The organism is Bradyrhizobium sp. USDA 3311, from assembly GCF_054062495.1.
In genome coordinates, this window is sequence record NZ_JBSSFI010000001.1 from 4,446,877 (window position 1) to 4,470,415 (window position 23,539).

The following is a 23,539-nucleotide window of genomic DNA, read 5'->3' on the forward strand; positions in this document are numbered from 1 at the left end:
GATACACCCGCTCGATAGTGAGTGTTGCGGCTCAGCAGGTCACGACCACAGCGAAGCGTACAAAGCCTCTGCCACGGTCACGCATCAACAGAATTTCGTCAGCGCCAATTTTGAAAGTCAAACGAAACCTCAGGCGGTCATTCTTGCCTCCGCGCCTATTTACCGCCAGTGCGCCGCCGTAAGCCGCGCATTACGTATCCAATATCGCCGCGGGCAAGCGTCAGGGCGAGGCGGCGCAATTGGGAGTAGGCGACGCTCAAGCCTGACGGTGCGTGCCCACCACGAATTGCCAGGTTCTCCTTCGCAAAATGTTCGGCAAGGACACTCGTCTTCGATTGGTCATGATACCGAAGACAGCCCCAATGTTCCCGAACATGGACCGCGCGTCCACACTTTAGGAGGCGAATGAACCAATCATAATCGAATGAGCAATTGTACCGCTCATCGAGAAACCCAACGCGCTCGTGCAGCGCCCGGCGCCAGAACGCGGCCTGATTTGCCAGCAACATGCCCTCCGCGAATACGCTTTCGTAGGTTGGCTTGACGTATCTGACATCACGGATCGGCGTGCCGGCCTCGTCGACGAGGACGATATCGGCTACAACGATATCGGCATCGGGATAGCGTTGAGTGGCCACGGCAAAGGATTCAAAAGCTCCGGGCAAATAGAAATCGTCGGAATTTTGCCAGCCTACCCAGTCGCCAGTGGCGCGCTGCAATCCCTTGTTGAGAGCGTGCACTTGGCCCCGATCTTTCTCGCTAACCCAAAATGTCAAGCGGTCACTGTAGCTTTCTATAATCTCGCGGGACCCATCTGTGGAACCACCGTCGATGACAATGTATTCGAGCTTTGGATATTTCTGTTTAAGAACGCTGTCGAGCGTCTGGGGCAAGAAAGTCGCTTGGTTGAAGGACGGCGTGATAATCGACAGGGTCGGGAAGGAGGCGATCGTCCCAGGGAAAGCTTCGTCATTCGTCATAGTCATCATTGGCTTATCTCACCCAGAGTTTTTCAGAACTTCGAATGTGCCAGCCGCGCAAGTATGGAAGATCGGATCTCGTAACGAGTGTTGCTGAAAAGCCCAGAAAGAGACCAATTGTCGATGACAACGGAATTCGTCCATAGAACTGATCGAGAATTATAAAGAATGAGAGCAACGCGAGCACAACAATCGCTGAGCGACTTGTCCGGTCGATCGCCAAGACAATCAACGAGAATGTTGCTGCGCCGAGCATTAGCACGTACGCAATGCCCCCGATAGCGCCCATCTCGACGAAGGCTTGTAAAATAGTGCTATGCGGAAAGCTGCCTGGGCAAGTGTAGGCGGCGAAATTATCGAACCCGATTCCGAATACCGGCGTGTCTTGAAAAAGTGAAAAGCCTTCCCGAATCAGCCAAAGCCGAATCGGCGTCGAATCAACCATTTTGCTGAGTTTATCACACTCCTCCTTCGATACTTGTTTTACACTTTCTCTCGGAACGTCGGCTTTCAGACTCTCTGTCGGAATGCCGGCGCCGGCCGGCTGTTCTAGCGGCAGATAGGCACGCACCATGAAGTCGCGGGCAACGTTGTTCAATATCAGTGCGAGCGAGGCTCCGATAAGAATCGCGGCGAAAGCTGCGATACGCCCGCGGCGTCCATCGCGGACAGGCGCTAGTACCATTAGCAAGCTGCTCGCGATAATCGCAATAACGACGCCGCGTGCCCCCAGTACCACGAGCTCCGCGGTAACCAGTGCGGCGATAATGGGCCTCATCCAGGTTGCACTCGACTTCTTCTCGGACGCGCCGCTGGCTTGGATCGTGACGAACATGCCGAGCGCAAGGGCTACAATTAGTACGCCGTGATTAATACCCAGCATTAGCGGTCGCAAATTATTTCCCACCGTCAACTGCATTGAGATCTGCCACGCGATCGTTGCAGCGCTTACTGTCAGCGTTATCGCGCCGAGGATCTTGAGAAAGCGCGTTATGTCTTGCACGGAAACGAGCCTCGCTGCAGCGTAAGGGCCGATCCAGAACGTCACGAGGAGGACCCAATCGCGCAGGCCTGCAGCGAGCGTGAAAACCTTAAGATGGACAGCAAGCAAGACAGAAACTAGGCAGAACATAACGTCTATTGCTGTAATTGTCATCTGGCGACGAATAAAATTCGGCAGAAGGAGAGCCAAAGGTATAAACCAAACAATTACAGACCATACGGCAAAATACGAGGATTCGTGATTGATACCTAATACTTGTAACGAAGAAAAATACACCAATGATGCGATCGGCAAAAGACTCAGCAAAGTAAGGCCGAGTAATTGAAATATAATTCCGCTCATCGTTCACGGCTCTCAAACTAACTTGGTCTTCGCTTTGAATTTTGCAACGACAGATTGACGCGGAAAACGAGACATCGCAAAACGTTTCTGACTCGCCGATAGAAGAGGGGATCTACAACGCTGGCAAGCTCAGCAAGTGCCGCATGATTGATCGCCACCTGGTCAGGCATCGGCGGCAACGATTCCGGTAACTCGTGATTTAGGCCTCGCCATAGCAGTTTTGAACGGGACGTATGAGTTCCCGAGCTGTCGAGCCCATCATTCCGAACGAGGCTGATGGGAGGGTAGAGCACTAACCCATCTCGGCGGAACACCGCCCAGTACCATCGAATTGCCCAACTATCTATGCGGCCCGCTTCTTGCCTCTGTAGCATGTCGTAATAGCCAAATAGTCCACCAAGGTCGAAGCGCGATCTAAGCGCGTAGTTGGAGCGCAAGGCATCGGTATCTCGGGCATCGGGATCAAAATCGTGCCACGATCGTTCCCATGTAGCCCAGCCCCAAGACGTCGTGACTGGCAAAAACCGTGCTGTCGAGTTCGGCGATGCGTTGCTTCGCGCAAACGCAAATCCAGAGATCTGCATGACGCGTGGATCATCTGCAAAGGTATCGAGGCCGGTATTCATATAGTCAAGAAATGCAGGTGAGACGGTCAGGTCGTCTTCGACAACAATGACGCGGCCGTATTGTTCGCACAAGCGAGTGACACCGGCGATGATCGAGCGGGCGAGGCCCTGGTTCTCAGTCGAGATGACGAGGGTCTTTCGTGGATGGTCGAAGGCCTGGACGATGGCGCGCACATCCGCGACCGCCTGCTCGTCGCGCGTGCCGCGAGGACCGTCGCAGAAAATATACAAATCTGTGTTTTCTATCCCCCTGCAGCGAGCAAGAGATGCCAGCGTGGCTCTCGTTTTGTCAGGCCGTCGAAAAACGAAAAGTGCAATCGGAGCAGCCATTAAGCAGTTGTTCCGTTCCCTCGAATTCAGGTTTTGCCGATCCATCCTTCGACCGCTTGCGATAGTCTGTCAAGAAGTGCAGGTTGTTGATGAAGGTTAAATGAACTTCGCGGCGATCTCTCACTAAAGCAGCCGGTCGCAGTGCTGGAATTGCGCTATGCAGTCTTCAATTGATGCACGCGCTTCTCGATTTCGAGGCGTGCCCGAACGAAGTAGATCATCTCCGGGCCCCGTACGTGAGATTGGCGCGCCTCCTCGACCGAGATTGCTGTCTCCGTCCGCTGCAAGGCGGACGCGATCTGTTGCTCTATAGACCGGGGCTTCATCGTTGGCCAGGGCCCCGCCCAGTGCTTGGCCGGAAAACTCGCACTGAGGCTGGTCCAAGAACTCGGGGGACCAGCGCATCCTAGATTGGCCCCGACCGGCGGGAGCTCCTGCGATCTCGGCAAGGAAGGTCCCCAACGATCCCATGAACCCATCGATCAGGCGGACCGTTAGCGGCAATTATTCGCGGTAGACGATCCAAGCGAACCTCGTTATGACCCACATATAGACCTTGAGGGGCAGGTGGTGACTAGGAGTTGGTCGTGTCGCGAAGCCTGAGCGGAGAACTTGCCGAAGCTTTTGAGGCTGCAGTCGCCCGGCGGCATGCGTCACGGATACAGCGACTGGTCGCCGACCCCCTGCGCGCTGTGACGCCTGCTTTTCTGCGGACGCTCGGGCGCGTCAAGGAAGTTCCTGCCCAAACGTTCTGGGGCGAGACGATGCGGGTTGTGGTTCCCGAGCCGGTTTCGGCAATGATCTATCGCTTCGGTTATTACGATGAGAACGTTTGCCGTTTCTTGCTTGCAGCTCTGCGCGAGGGCAACACGTTTGTGGATATTGGCGCTCACTTTGGGTTTTTTTCGAAACTTGCCGTGCGGCTCGTCGGAGGGAGCGGGCATGTGGTTGCGTTCGAGCCCATGCCGCGGACACGCAGCCTGCTGAGCGCGAACCTTTCCGGCTCCATCGGAGCCGGTTGCGCAAGCGTCGTCGAGTACGCCGCTTTCGATGAGGAAAAAACACTCGAGTTTCGCGACTACGGGGATGCGCATTCATCGTTCAACTCTGCATTCGTTGGACGCGGGCTCGAGCGAACCGGAATCCCTGTCGATGTTCGGGCGCGCCGCTTCGACGACATCTGGAACGAGCTGGGCCATCAACGCATCGACGTCATGAAGATCGATGCGGAGAGCGCCGAGCTGAGGGTTTTGATCGGTGCCGAACAATCGCTTGCGAAATACAAGCCTGTCGTCATCGCAGAATTCGGCGATTTCGACCTTCCGAACGTTCCCGCTTCGCGATCCATCGTTGAATGGCTGCTTCCCCGCGGTTACGTCGCGTTTGAGGCATCAAGAAGTGGCCCCAGGCCACACCAGACCCAGGTCAGGTATGGTTATACCAATCTGATGTTTGTACCGCGCGACAAGCTGGGCTTTATCGATGCGCGCGACAGTCACTAGGCAGGCGATAGCCTCCCTGGCCGATGTTGTTATCCAGGGCGTCGCACTCGCATTTCTGTACGGGTACCTCCTGCGTGCTCTCGGCTCGGATCAGGTCGGTCTTTGGGCAGTCGTTTTCAGCATCGCCGCGATTGGACGCGGCGCCGATCTCGGGCTGTCGAGGGGATTGATACGTTACCTTCCATTGCAGACCGATGACCCTCGGCGATCGCCGGATCTGGTCGATTCCGCAGTCGTGGGGACTCTCGTTCTACTTGCGCCGTTGGGCCTCGTCTCGGCCGCAGCATTGCGGTTCTTGATCCCGTTATCCGTCCAAGGTTCCTCGCATGAAGCGCAAGCGCTGGTCCCATGGGCGCTGGTGCTGCTTGCGGTCATGACGATGGGGCAAGTTTATCTGAATGCGCTTACGGCGGTTTTTCGTACCGACCAGCGATCCTATGCAAACATCACCGCGACCCTGGTCATGCTCTCGGCAACCGTATCCCTTGTGCCGGTCTACGGACTTCTCGGTGTCGCATGGGCGCAGATCATCCAACACGTTGTTTCGATCGCAGTTTCTGCCTTGCATCTGAAGCGCAGCCTTCCGGGATTTCGTTTCGTGCCACGAAGAGCCGGGCGCAAGGACATGCGCCTGCTCTTCGCCTACGGATTGAAGTTGCATGTTGCAGGCCTTGCCATGTTGGTATTTGAGCCAGCTACCCGGATCATCTTGGCCAGGGTCGAAACGCTCGACGCTGTCGCCTACTACGATATGGCCTCTCGCTTGCTCCAGCAGGCGAGAAACCTGATCGTCATGGCAAATCAGGTCATGTCGCCCTACTTTGCCCGGCTTTCCGCGCTCTCTCGCGTAGAGCTTCTGGCTGCCTATCGCTCGGCCTTGTCCATGACGCTCTTCTTCTCGCTGCCGACGATGGCATTCCTTGTCGTGTCGGCTCCCCTGATCGCAATACTGTGGATAGGCAAGAGCAACGATTCTTTTGTCGTCTTCGTTGCGGTACTCAGCGTAGGTTGGACCATCAACATTTTGAGCGCGCCCTCCTACTTCCTGGCGACCGCCGCGGGATACCTGTCTCCCGTCATCGTTTCCCACCTGCTGATCTCCGTTGGCAGTTCCGTTCTTGCCTATGCATTCAGCCTGCTCGCCGGCGAGCGCGGAGTTGTTGTCGGCGTCACGTCCGGGCTCGTCGTCGGAAGCGTTTGGTGCATGCGAATGGTGCATGCCAACAGCCTTGGCGGGTCGGAACATCTGTGGCGGCCTTCGGATCTGCGCTTTGCAATTCTTTGCGTCGTTGCGCCGATAGCAAGCCTGACATTCTATTTCGCTATGCGCGCGTCGCTCGGCACATCGACAAGTGCGCTGGCGGGGTTGGCTGGCGGGACGCTCGTGATCGGATTGGCCGTCTTGACCAATCCCTCAACAAGGCTGATACGCGATAGTTTGCTGCCGTCGCTAAAGCGGCATGGCGGAACGAAGGCCGTTGACATATGAGCATGAAGCACCTCGCCACTGCATTTCTCGCCAAGTTTGATCTTCACATCGAACGCTTGTCCAAGCATCCGAAAGAAACGCTTCTCGGACTTTCGGGCGAAAACGTACGAAATGTGCTGGATATCGGAGCCAATACGGGACAGTTCGCGCGTGTGGCGCTCAACCGGTTTCCCCGCGCGAAGATCTGGTGCTTCGAGCCGCTTCCCGCGGCATACAAGCTCTTGAAAGGCATGGAACGGGACAGTGACGGTCGCATGACCGCCCTGAACTTCGCGCTCGGGGCCAGGCAAGGCGTGGTGAACATGCACTTCCATAGCGAGCATTCGCCGTCGTCGTCGCTGATGCCGACGACTGGGATGTGTGAGGAGCTCTTTCCCCAAACTCGTGCTCAGACCAGCGTTCCCGTCGAAGTCCGGACGCTGGACGGCGTGTGCGTCGAATTCCCGACGCCACCGCTCGAAGATCTCGTGATCAAGATAGATGTTCAGGGTTATGAAGCCGAAGTCATTGCGGGAGGCAGGAAAACGATAGCGGCGGCGAGGGCGGTGATCGTCGAGATTTCCTTTGACGAGCTCTACAAGGGAGCTCCAACCTTTGAAGACCTGAGCAAACTTCTGGGCGAGACGGGACATCGTTTCGCCGGAGCCATAGAGCAATTCACTGCAGGGGACGGCCACGTCATCTTCATGGACGCACTGTTCAAGAAGCTCGGATAGTCCTCGGCGACAGAAGGATGAGACACTGCCTTGGCGGCCAGCATTTCGTGATAGTCGTTGCCGTTTCGCGAAGCGGGCCGTATGACGCGACATGTTGGCGGGAGATGTGTGTGATTGCGAGCCGCCTTTTGTCAGCGAAGGTCTTTTAGTCATGTGCGGGATTGCGGGTATCGTTCATTTCCGTGGCAACGCGATTGAGCAGGCGGCGATATCGCGCTTGACGAACCTCTTGGCGCATCGCGGCCCGAACGGCGCGGGAACCTGGTTCAGTGCTGATCGCGATGTCGCCATGGGTCATCGCCGGCTGGCGGTTATCGATCCGGGAGAGGGCGGCTACCAGCCGATGTTGTCGGATGATCGTCGCCATGTGATCGTCTTCAATGGCGAAATCTACAATTTCCTCGAGCTTCGGCGCGAACTCGAGGCGCGGGGTGCGATCTTCCGCACTCAATCTGATACCGAGGTTATTCTTGCAGCGTGGCGAGAGTGGCGGGAAGGGATGTTGCTGCGCTTCAACGGAATGTGGGCGCTGGCAATCTACGACACCGAAACAAGGGAACTGTTCCTCGCGCGCGACCGCTTCGGCATCAAGCCGCTTCTCTATGCGATGTCGCCGGAGCGCTTCGTTTTCGCGTCGGAGCAGCGCGCCCTGGTGCGAAGCGGACTGATCGGGACGTCGCTGGATGTCGACGTGGCGCGGCGGCTTTTGCTGGATGCCTTCGGAGTCGAAGGTAGCGAGCGGACCCTCTGCCAAGAAGTGCGCCGCTTGCAGAGCGGCCATTGCTTGTGGCTGCGTCACGGGCAGCTGGAGATCCGACGCTGGTGGCGCACCATCGATCATTTGCCGGCGGTGCCGAAAACCGAAGCCGAACGCGTCGAACGCTTTCGCGAATTGTTCCAGGATGCCGTCGCGCTAAGGATGCGCAGCGACGTGCCCATCGGGACTTGCTTGTCGGGAGGGTTTGATTCATCGGCGGTGATTTGCACCATGGCGGCGCACGAAAAGGCCGGGATGGGACCGCGCGACAGCACATCGTGGCGCCACGCCTTTGTCGCGACATTTCCAGGCGCATCGAACGATGAGCGGCCAATGGCCGAGGAGGCGGCCGCGTGGGCGGAAGTCGATCCGACCTACCTTGAGATCGGTCGGACGGACGCTCTGACGGACCTGGACCAAATCCTCGACGACAATGATGACGTCTATATCGGGCTTCCGAGTGCGATCTGGTTGATCTATCGCGAACTCAGACGCCAGAACGTGTCGGTGTCGATCGATGGCCACGGGGCCGATGAGTTGATGGGGGGCTATTTCCAGGGGGGGCAATACGGAGCTTTCTGGATCAGAAATGCCCTAGCGGGAGTTTCCTCGAATTCAGCGCTGACCAGGCGCGGTGTGGATCTGTTGAGGGCGCTGATGATCAAGCGTCAGGGGCAGTATTTCTTGCGCGGCGGACTGCGCCAAATTCCCCGCCAGTTCAGTCTTGTGGGTGATGACGACGTGCTGCCGCGCGATTGGGGCTCGTTCAACCGCCGCCTCTATCGAATGTTTCACGGCACCGTATTGCCGACAATCCTGCGAAACTACGATCGCCTCTCGATGGCCCATGGCATCGAGGTTCGGATGCCCTTCATGGACTGGCGCTTGGTTACCTACACGATGGCGTTGCCGGAGACGAGCAAATCCTCCAGTGGCTACACGAAAGTCATTGCGCGGCGGGCAATGGAACATCAGATGCCGGAGTCCATCCGCATGGGACGCCGGAAGGTGGGGTTTAACTCGCCGATGCCGGAGTGGTTGAACGGGCCTCTTGCCGGCTGGACGGCTAGCTTGCTCGATAAGAACGTTCCGGCATTCGCAGAGCTGGTGGACGAGCCTGCATTACGCAAGGCGGTCAGCCGCTTGACGGCATCGAAGGCCTGGGATTGGGAATCGGTCGGACGGGTTTGGCCGTATCTGAACATGAAATGGATGCTTGCGAGGCTCGCTTGAATTATGCGTTTGTTCCAAAACAGCGGCCTTTATCCGTCATATCTAAGGCGCCGCGTCTGGAGCGCCTAGTTTCGACGAGCGACGCCGGATCTTTTTGGCCGATCGATTTGGTGCACTGCATTTCTTGAAACCGGTGCTCGAAGGAAACTCCAATGCCTTCTTCACGAACGGCGACGATGAAATCTTGCAGCGTCAATGGACGCGCGAAAAGGGTATGCCAGGCAAACCGTCGCTTGAAAGCATATTACTCGCTCAAATTGAGAGCCATCGGACTGAGGTTTTTTACAACCTAGATCCCGTGCGGTACCCGAGTTCGTTTGTTCGCAAGCTACCGGGGGGTCAAGAAGACCCTCTGTTGGCGGGCCGCACCATCGGGCAACGCAGATTTAACAGCCTATGGCGCGGTGCTTGGAAACGTTCCTTCGATTCTGGTATCCTGGCGCAGCAAAGGTTGTCGAGCAGAGCTATTTCCCCCCGCTCGACCCTTCGATGGTAGAATATGGACATGGCGACCGGTTGATCAATGTCCTTTTTGTCGGAGGCTATTCGCGACATCATACCGCGCTGGCAACGATCGGGGGAACATGCGCTGTTTCGAAGCCATTGGCTGCGGCGCGTTGCTTCTATCGGATGCAGGCAAGTATCCGGAAGGAATGGATGTGGGCGAAACGATATTGACTTACGAGACAGGCGGGAACTGCCTCGACCAGATAGAACAGTGCCAAGCCAACTGGAGCGATGTGAGAAAGATAGCTGGCAAAGGACGAAACAATATAAGCGATTTGTATAGCAAAGAGCGAAGTGGGTCCTATTTAGAACGCTCTTGAAAAGGCTCTAGAGGGTTCTTAGGCACGTTGACGGAGTGTTTTTCAAACTGAAGGAAATGGCGGATGCGGCGGCGTCTCCATTCTACACTTTGAGAGGGCGCCCACCTTGGTCGCTCGGCTATTATACAAGGAAGAAATCGCTTATTGAAGCTGCAATTGATAAGATGGCCGTGCAGATTGGTCGGCCGCTTCCGGATTCTTTCGGCATCGCGATGGATGAAAGAGTCGTCGAATATCCGCGGTTATTTCATCAGCTGAGACGCAGTGACGGTTCACTTGGTCGGATGCTCGATGCAGGATCGACGATTAACGGTCCCGTACGGAAAATAGGAAAATTTCGAGTGGTTTCAGGTGTTCGATAAGGAAATGATGCAGCTTTTAATCGAAACCTTCTCGCCCTCATCGTTCGATTTGGAATTCTTTCAATATAATAAAACGGGGTGGGAGCGGGCTTCGAAAATGCAAGTTATCAACGCGACCGCTTTTGATCCGCACAGCGGACGGGGTCGGCTTGATGACAGAGCCGGCTGCGCGCGTACAATTGCCTGCATCCAGCTAATAGGATGAATGTTGATTACCACCTGCAGCGCTTTTTCGGGCGCGCCACCTGCAGTCTTGGATCCGCGCGATTGCTGCGAACTGCGCGAATTCGTAACATACGCGGCGATAGCGATTGCATCGCGATTGGTGCCAACGGCATAATCCGGGGCGAGCTGTCGAAGAGATATTCGCTGTGACGTTCAGGACGCCATCGCGGTCGAAAAAAACTGCAGGGCGCAGCACGTGGTTTTTCGCCGTGCTCTCTTGGTTTCGGGACATTCGGGCTTAACTGTTGGGTTTCTCGGGAGCGAGCGGGCAATGCAGCCCAATCGCGCGGTGCTTCTCAGTATCATGTTTGGGAAGCGCCATCCATTGGATTGGCGGGTAGCGCGGTTGTCTGCGGGCCAATCGGTCGTGGGGCGCCCCGGGGCCGCGAACCACGTCTGCGCACCGGGGGTTGACCCCGACTGGCGATATGTCCAAGAAGAGCGCAAGAACATGCTTCGCTTGGCGCCTTGTCGGCGTCCATCCTTATTTCACATGCTATGGGAACAAGTCAGGCCATGACCAAACGGGTCGCTCTGATCACCGGCGTGACGGGCCAGGACGGCGCCTATCTCGCCGAGCATCTGCTGTCGCTTGGCTATGTCGTGCACGGCATCAAGCGGCGCTCGTCCTCGTTCAACACCGCGCGCGTCGATCATCTCTACCAGGATCCGCATGTCGGCGACGTCCCGTTCCTGATGCACTACGGCGACATGACCGACTCGACCAACCTAATCCGCCTGGTGCAGCAGATCAGGCCGACCGAGATCTACAATCTCGCTGCCCAAAGTCATGTAGGCGTCAGCTTCGAGAGCCCGGAATACACCGCCAATGCCGATGCGATCGGCGTGCTGCGGCTCCTGGAAGCGATCCGCATCCTCGGCTTGGAGAAGGAGACGCGTTTCTACCAGGCCTCGACCTCCGAGCTTTATGGCCTGGTGCAGGAGATCCCACAGAAGGAGACCACGCCGTTCTATCCGCGCTCGCCTTACGGCGTGGCAAAACTCTACGGTTACTGGATCACCGTGAATTACCGCGAAGCCTATGGCATGTTCGCCAGCAACGGCATCCTGTTCAACCACGAAAGCCCGATCCGTGGCGAGACCTTTGTCACCCGCAAGATCACCCGCGGCGTCGCTCGCATCGAGGTGGGTCTGGAGAACGCGCTCTATCTCGGCAATCTGGAGGCCAAACGCGACTGGGGCCATGCCAAAGACTATGTCGAGGGCATGCATCTGATCCTACAGGCGGACAAGCCGGACGACTTCGTGCTCGCCACCGGCGAGACCCGCTCGGTACGCGAGATGGTCGAGCTAGCGTTTGCACAAGTTGGCCGCCGCATCGAATGGCGCGGCAAGGGCGTCGACGAGACAGGCGTCGATGCCGGGAGCGGCAAGGCAGTGGTGAAAATCGATCCAACCTATTTCCGCCCCACCGAGGTCGATCTCCTCGTCGGCGACGCTAGCAAGGCGCGCGAGGTTCTGGGCTGGAAACCAAAGCGGACGTTTGCGGAGCTCGTCGCGGAGATGATGGCGAGCGATCTGACGGAGGCGAAACGGGACGCCGCCCATGGCAAACGCACCGTTTGAGCTGACGGGCAAGAGCGTCTACGTCGCCGGCCATCGCGGCATGGTCGGCGGTGCGCTTCTGCGCCGGCTGGCCCGGGAGGACGTGCGGCTTCTCACCGTCGCACGGAACGAGCTCGATCTCTGCAACCAGGCCGCCGTGTTCGACTGGTTCGCAAAGGTGCGGCCGCAGGTGGTTTTCCTCGCCGCCGCCAAGGTCGGCGGCATCGTCGCCAACAACACGCTGCGCGCCGAGTTCATCTACGACAACATCGCGATCGCCGCGAATGTGATCCACGCCGCTCATCAAAATGGCGTCGAAAAGCTGATGTTTCTCGGCTCCTCCTGCATCTATCCGAAGCTGGCAGCCCAGCCTCTGCGCGAAGATGCCGTGCTGACCGGCCCGCTCGAGCCCACCAACGAGCCCTATGCCATCGCCAAGATCGCGGGCATCAAGATGGCGGAAGCCTATCGCAGCCAGTATGGATGTGATTTCATCAGCGTGATGCCGACCAATCTCTATGGACCGGGCGACAACTATCATCCCGAGTACAGCCATGTGGTTGCCGCTCTGATCCGCCGCTTTCACGAGGCAAAACTTGCGGGCGCAAAGAGCGTCGCGGTCTGGGGCACCGGCACGCCGCGACGCGAGTTCCTCTATGTCGACGACATGGCGGACGCCTGCGTGCACCTGATGAAGACCTATTCCGGCGCCGAGCTGATCAACATCGGCACCGGCGAGGACATCACCATCGCCGAATTCGCACGCGTCGTAGCTTCCGTCGTCGGCTATCGCGGCGAGATCAGTTTCGACACCTCACGTCCCGACGGCACCCCGCGCAAGCTGCTCGACGTCGGCCGCCTCGCGCAACTCGGCTGGACTGCGCGGACCCCGCTCGCCGACGGTGTGAAGCGTGCTTACGAAGCCTATTTCTCGCATAGGTAGCTTGAGCACATCCTTATCCGCGATGTCCGTAGACTCCGTTTTGAGCACGGTGATCTCTTATCCCGCAAGCCGCGGTCGTTGCGGACGGATCATTAGACGTTGACCGCAAACACAAATAATAGATGCAGACGGCCAGCAAGGCGTGGCGCGCAAGAGGCCATCTGCGAAAGAACAGAACGAGGCGAAGGCGGTACGCAGCGATGAAAGTCCCAGCAACAAAGAACGTGCTGAAAAACGCCGCATAGAAGTAGGGGCCGGGAATATCGAAGGCCCCCGCCATGATCAGCGAGACCGGAGGCATTGAGATAGCAAGTGCGGCTGCTATGGCGATAATGCCAGTCGCCCACAGCGACCACACGAACAGCAACGCCATCGCCGGGAAAGCAAGCGACACGCGCCATTCAATGATGAGTCTCCAGATCGGGGGGTAGAAGTGCATCGGGACCGTCAAGCAACATGGTGAAGGTACGAATCCAGTGAAATGCCCCGTGGCCAACTCACCTCATTGAACCAATCGCCACACCCAAAGCAGATAGATCGCATAGGAAGCCGTCGCTGCGAAAATGCACGCCGGGAAAATTCTAAAGGCGCGCCGGATAACGAGGCGGGCGTAATTGACCTTCTCTCCTTCTATTTGGAGGAAGAGAACAAGGCCGCTCAGAACGAAAAATATAGCTACCGCGAAGACCGACTGATTGAAAATGCGCAGCCCTTGGAGGCGGAAAAACCACGTCTCAGGAGGCGCGGTGTAGTGCAAGTGAGCCGTTACGACAATAAGCGCAGCGGCGCCACGAATCGAATCAAGAAACGATAACGCATCCGCCCCCCGCCCAAGTGTGGCGCCTTCCTACCACCACAACCCCGCAGCGAAAACCCCTGAAATCGCCTTTCTGGCGAGGAGAGCCTATGGCAGTCGATCTCAACGCCCTAAGCTAGGCGAACGCCACCCGCAGGGCCAAGGCTGGCGTTCCGTGGCCTGTGGTCGCGGTCATCCATGAACGGGAGCCGTCCCAGAACTTCAACACTCAGCTCGGGCAGGGCGATCCGCTTAATGAGGTTTCGCCCCATGTTCCCAAGGGCAGGGGGCGTTCTCGACGTGGGAGGAAGGCGCCTATGACGCTTTGGTGCTGTGCCCGCCCTTCCTTGCCCGCCGCAAGGATTGATCGCTCAGCGCCGCTCTGACGGCCCCGGAGACGTATAACGGCATCGGCTACGCGGCCAACCGCACGTTCCGGGCTCGCTCCGCTAGGCAACCAGACCCAGATCGTTGACCCCAACTGCATGCCGGTGGGCCTAGATCAGCTCGAACTGCTGTTCGGTGTTGCCGGGACCGGCCGGGATCACCGCGCAGCCAAGCGCACGCGCCGACGAATCGAAGATGAAGCCGCCGGGGTAAGGTGGTAGCTGAAGGTGTTGAGCACGACGTCATCCGGGCGGAACCCGGCCGCGAACGGCGCCAGCACGGTCGATGTCGGCTTGGCGGATCGCTGATCGACCAACATCGAAAGCGCAGTCAAAAATTGACCCGTTCGCGCTCGACGACGATCGGCCGCCGCCGGACTTGGTTGAAGATCGCAACGATGTATTCGCCGAGCACGCCGAGGAAGAAGAACTGCACGCCGCCGAAGAAGAACAGGCCGATGACGATCGTTCCTTTGGCTCGTTAGAAATCGAAATCGCAAGTGGGGGACACCCCCGACGCTTGCAAGCATGAACTCGAGCGCCAGCGAAGCGGCCTGAACGATGCATCTTTTTCAGAACAGTGGCGTTTACCCTTCCTATCTCACGCATTTCAATCACCCCGCGAAGGGGTTGAACACGTTCAGGGAGCGCTTGGACGCCTTTATCGCGGATCGCCTCGGCGCATTGCATTTTTTGGTGCCGGTGCTTGACCGGAGTGATGACGCGTTGTTTACCAATGCAGACAATGAGATTTTGCAGCGGTTGTGGGCGCACGAAAACGGGCTTCATAACGCCTCGTTCGAAGAGATTCTGCTCGCCCAGATCGAGCATCACAGGACGGAGGTTTTCTACAATCTCGAGGTGCGCTTTCCGAGCGCCTTTGTGCGCAAGCTGCCAGGATATGTCCGAAAACGCTCTGCTGGCGCGCCGCTCCCTCGGGCAGCGCCGACCTGACCGCTTATGGTGCGGTGCTGGGCAACTTTCCGTCGATCCTCGAATCCTGGCGAAGCAAAGGTTGCCGCGCCGAACCGTTTTTTCCGGCGCTCGATCCGATCATGAACGAGTATGCCCGGGGGGAGCGGCCGATCGATGTCCTCTTCGTCGGCGGCTACTCGCGACACCCTTCCGCGCGGGCCAGAACGCTGAAGCAAGTGGCAGGTCTTGCCGGCGCGTACGAGGTCGCGCTCCACCACGAGCCGTGGCCATGATCGTCCGCCCACCGGTATTCGGACGGCGCTTCTACGAGCCTCTCGGGGCGTCGAAAATTGTGCTTAACGGTGCGATCGACATGGCCGGGACCGATCGCGGGAACATGCGTTGCTTCGAGGCGATGGGGTGCGGCGCACCCCTGGTTTCGGACAAAGGGAATTACCCGCCCGGTATGACTGCAGGCGTGACCATCCAGACCTATGGGGCGGCCGAGCTTGCGGCACCGACAATTTCGCAGGCCCTGGAGAACTGGCCCCGGTCGGCTGAGGTCGCCGAGCGCGGCCGGGACGAATTGAACCTATCTACACAAAGCCGCGCCAGTGGCGTGATTTCGTGGACCTGGTGGCCCGCATATAGTGAGGTGGCCGGTACAAGCCCGAGCCGAGCGGACCCATGTCGCTGGTTCCGCTTGCATGATATAATCCGATGCTGTTCAAGCAAGCGAGCGATACCATTAGGAACGGGGCACTTTCGTGCTTCTTCTCGGCCATCGCCGCATAGGAGGCGAACAGATGCACGTGGATGGTGCCCTATTCAAGGCAAAAGAGCTACTGGACGCTACGCTGTTGCCGGTACATGCTTTGAGAGGCTGTCCGCCGTGGAGCCTGGGCTATTATACCCGGAAGAAGCGGGCAGTCGTGCAGGCGATCGACGAGAGCACCGTTCGCCGGAATACCGCGCTCCCAGCGGGCTTCGGCGTCGGGCTCGATGAGCGCGTGGTGGAGTATCCATGGCTGTTCTCGTGCCTTAGAGCGACGGGCCAGCTCGGAAAAGTTCTGGACGCGGGCTCGACCCTCAACCACGAATACATTCTGAGCCGGGATCCCTTGGACAAGGCAGATTTGACCTTGATGACCCTGGCTCCGGAAAAGCGGTGCTACTGGAACAAAGGCTACTCATACGTTTTCGGAGACTTCCGCAAAAGTCCGTTCCAGGACGGGTTGTTCGACACGCTGATTTGTATCTCGACGCTCGAGCACGTCGGCCTCGACAACACGCTATTGTACACAAGCGATCGCAGCAAGGCCGAGAGCGACCGGTTTGGCTTCTCGGCGGCGATAACCGAATTCAAGCGCATCGTTCGGTCGGGCGGCCGTTGCTTCCTCACTGTTCCTTACGGCCGATATGAGAATTTCGGCTGGTTCCAGCTGTTCGATGCCCAAATGCTGGAGCAGCTCATCAATACGTTCGGACCGTCCAGCCATCAGGTTGAATTCTTTAGTTACCGCCAGCAGGGCTGGGAAAGGGCATCACAGTCCGCAGTCGAGAATGCGACCGCGTTCGATCCTCACAGCGGGCGTGGGCGTGCAGACGACAAGGCCGGGTGTGCGCGTGCTATCGCCTGCATCCAAATGACCAAATGAACCTCGATCTCCTGCTGCAACGACTGTTAGGGCGCCCGACTTGCGAGCTCGGCGCCGGCGCCCGCCTTCTGAGCACCGCGAGGATCCGGAATATCCGTCGCGATACCAAATCTATCCGCATCGGTGAGCACAGCATAATCCGCGGCGAGCTGCTTACGTTCGCTCATGGCGGACAAATCGAGATCGGTTCTTGGTGTTATGTTGGCGAAGGCGCGCGCATTTGGTCGGGCTGCTCGATATCCCTCGGTGACCGCGTGCTGGTCGCACATGGAGCCAACCTGTTCGACAATCTTACGCATCCGATCGATCATCAGGCTCGGCATAAGCAGATCAGGGAGATCTTCACGAAAGGCCATCCTTCTGAAATCGATCTGGACGACCGGCCAGTATCGATCGGGGACGACACCTGGGTAGGGGCGGGCGCCTATGTTCTGCGAGGCGTCCAAATTGGCGCGCGCGCGGTAATTGGGGCGGGCGCGGTCGTTACTAAGGACGTTGCGGCGGATACCATCGTCGCAGGGAATCCGGCTGTCGTGGTCGGACGCGTTGGCGGCTCCCATGCGTAATCCGGCCGGCTGCATCTTCCTGGGCTTCCGCGAGCGCGCCTCATGAGCGTCTGGGTCACAGGCGGCAACGGCTTTATCGGCCGTCACCTCATAGATCACCTCGCCCGGGAGGGCGAGAGCGTGTATGGCGTGGGTCACGGTACGATCGATGAGACGGACCGGCAGCAGCTTGGACTGATGGGCTGGATCAACGGCGAGATCAACGCGCCAAATCTGGACGGCCTGGTTCAACTTGGCGGCACGCCGAGCGCCATCTTCCACCTCGCCGGCGGCTCATCGGTCGCGCGTTCGATCGAGCAGCCCTACGAGGACTTCTCCCGAACCGTTGCCGCGACGGCGAGCCTGCTGGAATGGCTGCGCCGTTCCGCGCGCGAGTGCCGGCTGGTCGTCACCTCCAGCGCCGCGGTTTACGGTGCGCAACATGCCGGCGCAATTTCGGAGCAGGCCACCACGCAACCGATGTCACCTTATGGTCATCACAAGCTGATCATGGAGCAGCTCTGCCGCAGCTACGCGAATTCGTTCGGCATCCGCGCGACCATCATCCGCTTGTTTTCGGTCTACGGTCCCTTGCTGCGCAAGCAGCTGTTGTGGGACCTCTGCTTGCGGCTCGGGCAAGGCCAGCGGGAGCTCGTGCTCGGCGGAACGGGTAACGAGGTGCGCGACTGGACCGATGTAAGGGATGTCGTGCAGCTGATTGCACGGCTGGCGAGAGCTGATGAGGTGTCCCTAGAGGTGCTGAATGGCGGTAGCGGCGTCGCGACCAGTGTCGCGGAGATTGCCCGTTTGGTGACGAAAGCCTGGGGCGGCAACATCGCGGTGCGGTTTTCGGGCGCGGTCCGCGCCGGAGATCCGTTCAGTCTTGTCGCCGACGCCGGGCAACTCGCCGCCTTGCCGTTTAACTGGCGCATCCCAGTCGAGGACGGCATCGTCCAGTATGTGAGCTGGTACAAGGAGCAAGCCCATTGAGCGTCGCTCGCCCGATCCGGCTCGCTTTCACCTTGATTTCTCGCAAGGCCTGGGCGGGCGGTTACAATTACCAGCTCAACCTGTTTAATGCGCTTGCAAACTACTGCCCGGGCGCTGTTACGCCTGTGGTGTTCGCGGCCGAAGGTCACGACGCCGGCGAACTCGCCCCCATCCGACAGGTCCCGGCTGCCGAGATCGTTTGCTCCGCGAATTTTGATCGCCCCGCGCTGACGTCGTTGCTGCCGACCGTGTTCGCTCAGGATCGCGGTGCGATATCCAGCTTTCGCAGCCACAAGATCGATGCAGTCTGGGAGAACGCCCACTTCTTCGGATGGAGCTCTCCCTATCCGACCGTTGCCTGGATCCCCGACCTGCAGCATCGGCAACTTCCACATCTGTTCTCGAATAAGGCGAGGCGCCGGCGTGAAATGGGTTTTCAGCTGCAGGTCCTGTCCGGCCGCACCATCATTCTGAGCAGCCGCAGCGCCGAACGCGATTGCCTTTCCTACTATCCGCGCACCAAGGGCCGAACCTCCGTCGTGAGATTCGCCAGCGAGCCTTCGGCCGAGCTGCTCAAGCTGGATCCGGTACAGGTGCTCCAGAAGTATGATCTGCCGAGAACCTATTTCTATGTCCCCAACCAGTTCTGGCGTCACAAGAACCACAGAATCGTCCTTGAGGCGCTCGCGTTACTCGCGGAGCGAGGTGTCCGTCCGGTTGTCGTGGCATCCGGCGGCAGCGATCCGAATGAACCGGAATATTTGGATCAAATTCTTCGTGAAGCGGCAGAGCGCGGTCTTGCGCAGCAGTTCCGGTACCTCGGCATGATCCCGCTCGCGGAAGTCTATGCCCTTCTGCGTGCCAGCGCAGCGCTAGTCAATCCCTCGCGTTTCGAGGGCTGGAGCACCACGGTCGAGGAGGCCAAGTCGTTCGGCGTGCCGATGGTGCTGTCCGATATCGACGTGCACCGCGAGCAGGCGGAACAGCGCGCGCACTACTTCGACACGGATGACGCCCCGGGGCTCGCCGCCCATCTGCAAGATTTCGCGCATCCTGTCTTTGTAGTGCGCGAGATGAACGATCAACTGGGCGAGCGAGTGCGGGAGTTCGCCGAGAGTTTCGTCTCGACCATCGAACAGACCGTTCGAACGCATCGATAACGAACCGGACTTGCTGGAGCACGCACCGCCATGGATCAACAGGTCGTCCTCGTCACCGGCGCAACCGGATTTGTCGGACGCAATCTCGTCCCGTTGCTCGAGAGCCGCGGTTACCTTGTTCGCCGAGCGCTACGCGCCGGACGGGCCGGAGAGAACGACGTGGTGGTCGGCTCGATCGGTCCGGCGACCGTTTGGGACGCCGCGCTTGCGGGAGTGGACGCGGTGGTTCATCTAGCCGCCCGTGTGCATCACCCCAATGAAGAGCACGCCGCTGAGCTGTACGACGCGGTGAATACGCAGGGGACGATGCAACTGGCCCAAGCCGCCGTGCGGGCGGGGGTGTCCCGGTTCGTTTTCCTGAGCACGATCCTGGTCAACGGAAGCTCGACCGATGGGCGAGGGCCGTTCACGCCGGACGACGCAGTGGTGCCGCGCGGCGTTTACGGACGGTCAAAGGCGGCGGCCGAGGCCGCGCTGCAGGGCCTGGCGTCTCAATCCAAGATGCGGGTAGCTGTGGTGCGCCCGCCACTGGTGTATGGACGCGAAGCGCTCGGTAATTTCCGTCACCTCGTTGGCGCAATCAGACGGCGGATCCCGCTTCCGCTTGGTCTCGTCCATAATAAGCGGGCGTTCGTCAGCGTGCAGAATCTCGCGTCCTTTGTCGCGCATCTCGTCGGCCTGCCGGTGCCGCCTCCGTACCGGATCTATCTGGTCGCCGACGACGAGCAGATTTCGACCACTGCTTTCGTTCGTCGGATCGGACAGGCGATGAACCGGACCGCCATCCTGTTGCCGGTGCCCTTGAGGGTGCTGACGCTCGCTGTCCAAGCGATGAGGCCAGAGCTGCGCTACAGCTTGGTAGGATCTATGGAGATTGACACTTCCGCCGCGCTATCGACGGGCTGGACGCCGCCGCTCAGCATGACGCAAGGATTGCGGCTGGCGGTCGGCACATCGGCCTCGCCCTAGACGCCTTACGGGTAAGTCCGGCAGCTGCTCAGCCGACACCGGCGAAACATCGTTGTGCGTTCTCTCATCGTTGCTCCGACAGGTCCGGGTTGCGCAACAATTCTTCGACCAGGGCGGCATAGGCGTTCATCGCGGTGGCGCGGTCGAACTTCGATGCCGCCTTCACCGCGCGCTCCGCCATGGCACTGTCGTCGGAACGCGACGCCGCGCGGATCGCCTCGGCGAGCTGGTCGGCGCGGCCCGGCGTCACGACCCAGCCGAGCCCGTTCTCCACCACCGTCAACGCAGCCTCGGCCTCCGGCTCGGACGCCAGCACCACGGGGCGGCCGACCGCCAGCAGATTGTAGAACCGGCTCGGCACCGACACCCCCGCAACGTCCTTCCGGTACGGAATGATCCAGAGATTGGCAGCCGCCAAAAACGCCTCGAGCTCGGCATCCTCGACCCGCGCCACGAAGGAGACATTGGGCAGGTTCGCGGCCGCCTGCAACTGCTGCAGCCGCGCAAAGCCGATGCCCCAGCCGGAGAGCAGGAAGTGAATATCCGCCTCGCCCTTCAGGAGGCGCGCCGCCTCGAACACGATCTCCGGGTCATGGGTGAAGCCGAGATTGCCCGACAGGCCGACGACGAAACGCGCGGGAATCGCCTTGCGGAACGGATTGTCCGGCGACAGCGGACGCGGCCCGGGCGCGATCGTCGCCCAGTTCGGGATGAAGCGGATCTTGTTCCGCCTCATGCCGGCATAGCTCAGCAGCGGCCGCTCCGCATCGCGGCCGATGGTGATGACGGCATTGAGCGCGCGGAACATCAGGTTGTTGGCGAAGCGCATCGTCCGCGTCACCATCGAACCGGGCTTCAGCAGGCCCGCCATCACCAGCACGTCGGGGAAGAGGTCGTGCATGATCAGCGCCGAGCGGGCGCCCTTGAGCCTTGCCGCGGCCGCCACCGCATAAGGCAGCATGAACGGTGCGGTGACGGTGAGCACGACGTCCCCTCGCTTCAGCTCCCGGACCAGTGCGAGGAACGTACGCGACGCGAACAGCAGCTCGGAGGCGCCGCGCCGCACCAGCGCCGCCTTCCCCGCCATCCGGTTCCTGATCGCGACGACGCGCGGCCTGCCCGGGCCGGTCTGCGCGGCCGGCAGCGCGCCTGGTGAGCCCGACAGCACCACGACCTCGTGGCCTGCGGCAAGGCGGCAGGCAATCTCGGCCATGATCGCCGCGGTCGTGCTCGTATCCGGCGGATAATGCTGGCTCGCGACGACGATCTTGCCTTGAGACTGCATGGTCAGGCCGCGGTCGACCCGAATTCCGGAACTGCATCCTTCAGGATGGTCCTGATGGTGGCGCGATCGTCGCGCGCGATCGCCTGCTCGAGCGCCGCGATCCACTTGCGCAGCGTCTGCATCGGCGGCTCGTTCGGCTGCGCGGCCATGATGCCGGCGACGCCGATCTCGCGGGTCGGCTCCTCGGAGGCGAACAGGATCTCGTGCAGGCGCTCGCCCGGCCGCATGCCCGTGAACACGATCTCGATGTCGTAGCCGGGTTGAAGGCCGGAGAGACGGATCATGCGCTCGGCGAGATCGACGATCTTCACCGGCTGGCCCATGTTGAGCACGTAGACCGAGACGTCCGACCGCTGCGTTCCGAGCGCATGCGTCGCCGCCGTGATGACGAGATCGCAGGCCTCGCGGATGGTCATGAAGTAGCGGACCATGTCGGGATGCGTCACCGTCACGGGGCCGCCGGCCTCGATCTGGGCCTTGAACTTCGGCACCACCGAACCGTTCGACGCCAGCACATTGCCGAACCGGACCGAGATCAGCCGCATCGGCCTGGCGCCGCCGCTGCCCGCGGAGAGATCATGGTCGAGCGCCTGGCAGTACATCTCGGCGAAGCGCTTGGTCAGGCCGAGCATCGACACCGGCTCGATCGCCTTGTCGGTCGAAATCATCACCATGGCTTCGGCGCCGGCGCTCTGGGCGGCGTCGGCAACGTTGATCGAGCCGAAGATGTTGGTCTTGACGCCCTCGCTCCAGTCGCGCTCCAGGATCGGCACGTGCTTGAGCGCTGCGGCATGGAACACGATGTCCGGCTTGAACTCGGCCATCAGGCGCATGATGCGCTCGCGGTCGCGGATGTCGGCGATGCGCCCTTCGACCGCAGCGGCCGAGCCCTGCGCGGCCAGCGTCTCCGTCACCGCGTAGAGCGCCGGCTCGGAATTTTCCACGATCAGCAGGCGCGCGGCGCCGAAGGCCACGACGCGCTCGCAGATCTCCGAACCGATCGAGCCGCCGCCGCCGGTGACGATCACCGCCTTGCCCCTGATCAGGGCTTCGAGCCGCGCATAGTCGATCGTCTCGCTCGGCCGCAGCAGCAGGTCCTCGACCGCGACGGCGGTGAGGCGGGGCGTATCGCCGCTCTCCAGCGAGGGCATGCGATTGATGATCACGCCCAACTTGCGCGCCCGCATCAGGATCGATTCCGGGTGCGCGTCCGGCTCGAATGCCGACGGCGTCATGATGAGGCGCGCAATCGGCTTGTTGCGCTTGGCAAAGTCGCCGATCACGTCCTCGATATCGTCGATGCCGCCCAGCACCGGAACGTTGCGGATGAACTGGCCGCGATCCGAGCTCGACGGCGACAGCACGCCGACCGGCCAGATTCGCTTGATCGCTCCGCTCTCGATGCCGCGGAGCAGCACCTCGGCATCGGCGGCGCGGCCGATCAGCAACGTCGGCGCGGCATCCTCGGTCCTCGCATGGCGCCGCACCCGCGTATAGCGGAAGTAGCGGTAGGTCATGCGCAGCGCGATGAGGAAGGAGATCTCGAGGAACCAGTAGAGGACGATCGTCACCTTGCCGAGGAAGAAGGCGCCGCGGACATTGGGGGCGACGAAGATGTAGTCGAGTACCAGGAGGGCAACCGTCAGCACGCTCGCGACGCGGATGATGTTCAGCGCGTCGGGCAGCGAGATGAAGCGCCATTTCGTCGTGGTCAGGTTGAAGACGAAGAAGACGACCACGCTGAAGGCGAGGAAGTAGGGCAGGATCTGGAACAGCAGCGGCAGGCGGTCGTAGAAGCCGTCGCCGCCTTCAAAGCGCAGATAGAAGGCCGCGAACAGCGCCGCGGTGGTCGCCAGCAGGTCGTGGAGCGCGATCAGAAAATTGCGCAAGGTGAGATGCGATAGACGCGTCATAGTGCGCTCATCTCGGATTCG

The 23,539-nt window shown here is 59.9% G+C and carries 23 protein-coding genes and 2 pseudogenes; 17 read left to right on the plus strand and 8 right to left on the minus strand.

Annotated features, from left to right (window positions below; all coding sequences use genetic code 11):
* Nucleotides 1-155: 155 nt before the first annotated feature.
* From ACVWW6_RS21050 to ACVWW6_RS21060, 3 genes are read right to left on the minus strand one after another with little or no spacing between them, the layout of a single operon-like run.
* Nucleotides 156-989, minus strand: coding sequence for a glycosyltransferase family 2 protein (locus tag ACVWW6_RS21050; protein ID WP_271551671.1), 834 nt, complete (start codon nucleotides 987-989; stop codon nucleotides 156-158).
* Between the two features lie 4 nt (nucleotides 990-993).
* Complete coding sequence (locus tag ACVWW6_RS21055; protein WP_271551669.1) at nucleotides 994-2,325, minus strand: O-antigen ligase family protein; 1,332 nt, start codon at nucleotides 2,323-2,325, stop codon at nucleotides 994-996.
* Nucleotides 2,326-2,342: 17 nt separating this feature from the next.
* A complete protein-coding gene (locus tag ACVWW6_RS21060; RefSeq protein ID WP_271551667.1) occupies nucleotides 2,343-3,281 on the minus strand; it encodes a glycosyltransferase family protein in 939 nt (312 codons plus the stop codon).
* A 587-nt stretch (nucleotides 3,282-3,868) separates the two neighbouring features.
* On the opposite strand from ACVWW6_RS21060, the gene ACVWW6_RS21065 reads away from it, so the two are divergent.
* The 8 genes from ACVWW6_RS21065 to fcl all read left to right on the plus strand — a co-directional run bounded on the left by ACVWW6_RS21065 (nucleotide 3,869) and on the right by fcl (nucleotide 12,901).
* The gene (locus ACVWW6_RS21065) at nucleotides 3,869-4,783 is read left to right on the plus strand and encodes an FkbM family methyltransferase (RefSeq protein WP_271551665.1); all 915 of its coding nucleotides are present in this window, start codon (nucleotides 3,869-3,871) and stop codon (nucleotides 4,781-4,783) included.
* Nucleotides 4,764-6,272 (plus strand): oligosaccharide flippase family protein, encoded by a 1,509-nt coding sequence (locus tag ACVWW6_RS21070; protein ID WP_271551663.1) that lies wholly within the window; start codon nucleotides 4,764-4,766, stop codon nucleotides 6,270-6,272. The genes ACVWW6_RS21065 and ACVWW6_RS21070 overlap by 20 nt, the downstream gene beginning before the upstream one ends.
* Before the next feature lie 2 nt (nucleotides 6,273-6,274).
* Nucleotides 6,275-6,988 (plus strand): FkbM family methyltransferase, encoded by a 714-nt coding sequence (locus tag ACVWW6_RS21075; RefSeq protein ID WP_271551661.1) that lies wholly within the window; start codon nucleotides 6,275-6,277, stop codon nucleotides 6,986-6,988.
* A gap of 91 nt (nucleotides 6,989-7,079) precedes the next feature.
* Nucleotides 7,080-8,978 carry an asparagine synthase (glutamine-hydrolyzing) gene (gene asnB / locus ACVWW6_RS21080; RefSeq protein WP_271551659.1) on the plus strand — a complete coding sequence of 633 codons (1,899 nt, stop codon included), beginning with the start codon at nucleotides 7,080-7,082 and terminating at the stop codon, nucleotides 8,976-8,978.
* A 584-nt stretch (nucleotides 8,979-9,562) separates the two neighbouring features.
* Nucleotides 9,563-9,805, plus strand: coding sequence for a glycosyltransferase (locus tag ACVWW6_RS21085; RefSeq protein ID WP_271551655.1), 243 nt, complete (start codon nucleotides 9,563-9,565; stop codon nucleotides 9,803-9,805).
* 35 nt (nucleotides 9,806-9,840) lie between these two features.
* A complete protein-coding gene (locus ACVWW6_RS21090; protein WP_456681355.1) occupies nucleotides 9,841-10,167 on the plus strand; it encodes a hypothetical protein in 327 nt (108 codons plus the stop codon).
* 741 nt (nucleotides 10,168-10,908) lie between these two features.
* Nucleotides 10,909-11,979 carry a GDP-mannose 4,6-dehydratase gene (gene gmd / locus ACVWW6_RS21095; RefSeq protein WP_271551650.1) on the plus strand — a complete coding sequence of 357 codons (1,071 nt, stop codon included), beginning with the start codon at nucleotides 10,909-10,911 and terminating at the stop codon, nucleotides 11,977-11,979.
* Entirely contained in the window at nucleotides 11,960-12,901 is a 942-nt protein-coding gene (gene fcl / locus ACVWW6_RS21100) for a GDP-L-fucose synthase (RefSeq protein WP_271551648.1), read from the plus strand. The genes gmd and fcl overlap by 20 nt, the downstream gene beginning before the upstream one ends.
* A 13-nt stretch (nucleotides 12,902-12,914) precedes the next feature.
* Here fcl and ACVWW6_RS21105 read toward each other — a convergent pair whose 3' ends face one another.
* From ACVWW6_RS21105 to ACVWW6_RS21115, 3 genes and pseudogenes are all read right to left on the minus strand, one after another.
* Entirely contained in the window at nucleotides 12,915-13,340 is a 426-nt protein-coding gene (locus ACVWW6_RS21105) for a hypothetical protein (protein WP_456681356.1), read from the minus strand.
* Between the two features lie 63 nt (nucleotides 13,341-13,403).
* Nucleotides 13,404-13,658, minus strand: coding sequence for a hypothetical protein (locus ACVWW6_RS21110; protein WP_442870049.1), 255 nt, complete (start codon nucleotides 13,656-13,658; stop codon nucleotides 13,404-13,406).
* A gap of 539 nt (nucleotides 13,659-14,197) precedes the next feature.
* Nucleotides 14,198-14,358, minus strand: a pseudogene (locus ACVWW6_RS21115) (phenylacetate--CoA ligase family protein); the annotation flags it as partial.
* Between the two features lie 11 nt (nucleotides 14,359-14,369).
* On the opposite strand from ACVWW6_RS21115, the gene ACVWW6_RS21120 reads away from it, so the two are divergent.
* The 9 genes and pseudogenes from ACVWW6_RS21120 to ACVWW6_RS21160 all read left to right on the plus strand — a co-directional run bounded on the left by ACVWW6_RS21120 (nucleotide 14,370) and on the right by ACVWW6_RS21160 (nucleotide 20,320).
* Complete coding sequence (locus tag ACVWW6_RS21120; protein WP_271551642.1) at nucleotides 14,370-14,615, plus strand: hypothetical protein; 246 nt, start codon at nucleotides 14,370-14,372, stop codon at nucleotides 14,613-14,615.
* A gap of 29 nt (nucleotides 14,616-14,644) precedes the next feature.
* On the plus strand, nucleotides 14,645-15,037 hold the full coding sequence (locus tag ACVWW6_RS21125; RefSeq protein ID WP_456681357.1) for a hypothetical protein: 393 nt from the start codon (nucleotides 14,645-14,647) through the stop codon (nucleotides 15,035-15,037).
* 14 nt (nucleotides 15,038-15,051) lie between these two features.
* Complete coding sequence (locus ACVWW6_RS21130) at nucleotides 15,052-15,291, plus strand: hypothetical protein (RefSeq protein WP_271551638.1); 240 nt, start codon at nucleotides 15,052-15,054, stop codon at nucleotides 15,289-15,291.
* Nucleotides 15,288-15,524 (plus strand): annotated as a pseudogene (locus ACVWW6_RS21135) (glycosyltransferase family protein); the annotation flags it as partial. The gene ACVWW6_RS21130 and the pseudogene ACVWW6_RS21135, both read left to right, overlap by 4 nt.
* Before the next feature lie 280 nt (nucleotides 15,525-15,804).
* Complete coding sequence (locus ACVWW6_RS21140) at nucleotides 15,805-16,656, plus strand: methyltransferase domain-containing protein (protein ID WP_271551636.1); 852 nt, start codon at nucleotides 15,805-15,807, stop codon at nucleotides 16,654-16,656.
* Entirely contained in the window at nucleotides 16,653-17,222 is a 570-nt protein-coding gene (locus ACVWW6_RS21145) for an acyltransferase (RefSeq protein WP_271551634.1), read from the plus strand. Before ACVWW6_RS21140 ends, ACVWW6_RS21145 begins: the two co-directional genes overlap by 4 nt.
* Nucleotides 17,223-17,264: 42 nt before the next feature.
* Nucleotides 17,265-18,191, plus strand: coding sequence for an NAD-dependent epimerase/dehydratase family protein (locus ACVWW6_RS21150; protein ID WP_271551632.1), 927 nt, complete (start codon nucleotides 17,265-17,267; stop codon nucleotides 18,189-18,191).
* Nucleotides 18,188-19,351, plus strand: coding sequence for a glycosyltransferase family 4 protein (locus ACVWW6_RS21155; protein ID WP_271551630.1), 1,164 nt, complete (start codon nucleotides 18,188-18,190; stop codon nucleotides 19,349-19,351). Before ACVWW6_RS21150 ends, ACVWW6_RS21155 begins: the two co-directional genes overlap by 4 nt.
* A gap of 30 nt (nucleotides 19,352-19,381) precedes the next feature.
* Nucleotides 19,382-20,320, plus strand: coding sequence for an NAD-dependent epimerase/dehydratase family protein (locus ACVWW6_RS21160; protein WP_271551628.1), 939 nt, complete (start codon nucleotides 19,382-19,384; stop codon nucleotides 20,318-20,320).
* Nucleotides 20,321-20,384: 64 nt separating this feature from the next.
* On the opposite strand, the gene ACVWW6_RS21165 is transcribed toward ACVWW6_RS21160, so the two are convergent.
* Together ACVWW6_RS21165 and ACVWW6_RS21170 are read right to left on the minus strand one after the other, a co-directional pair.
* Nucleotides 20,385-21,605, minus strand: coding sequence for a glycosyltransferase family 4 protein (locus ACVWW6_RS21165; RefSeq protein WP_456681358.1), 1,221 nt, complete (start codon nucleotides 21,603-21,605; stop codon nucleotides 20,385-20,387).
* A 2-nt stretch (nucleotides 21,606-21,607) separates the two neighbouring features.
* Entirely contained in the window at nucleotides 21,608-23,518 is a 1,911-nt protein-coding gene (locus tag ACVWW6_RS21170; RefSeq protein WP_271552924.1) for an SDR family NAD(P)-dependent oxidoreductase, read from the minus strand.
* Between the last annotated feature and the right edge of the window lie 21 nt (nucleotides 23,519-23,539).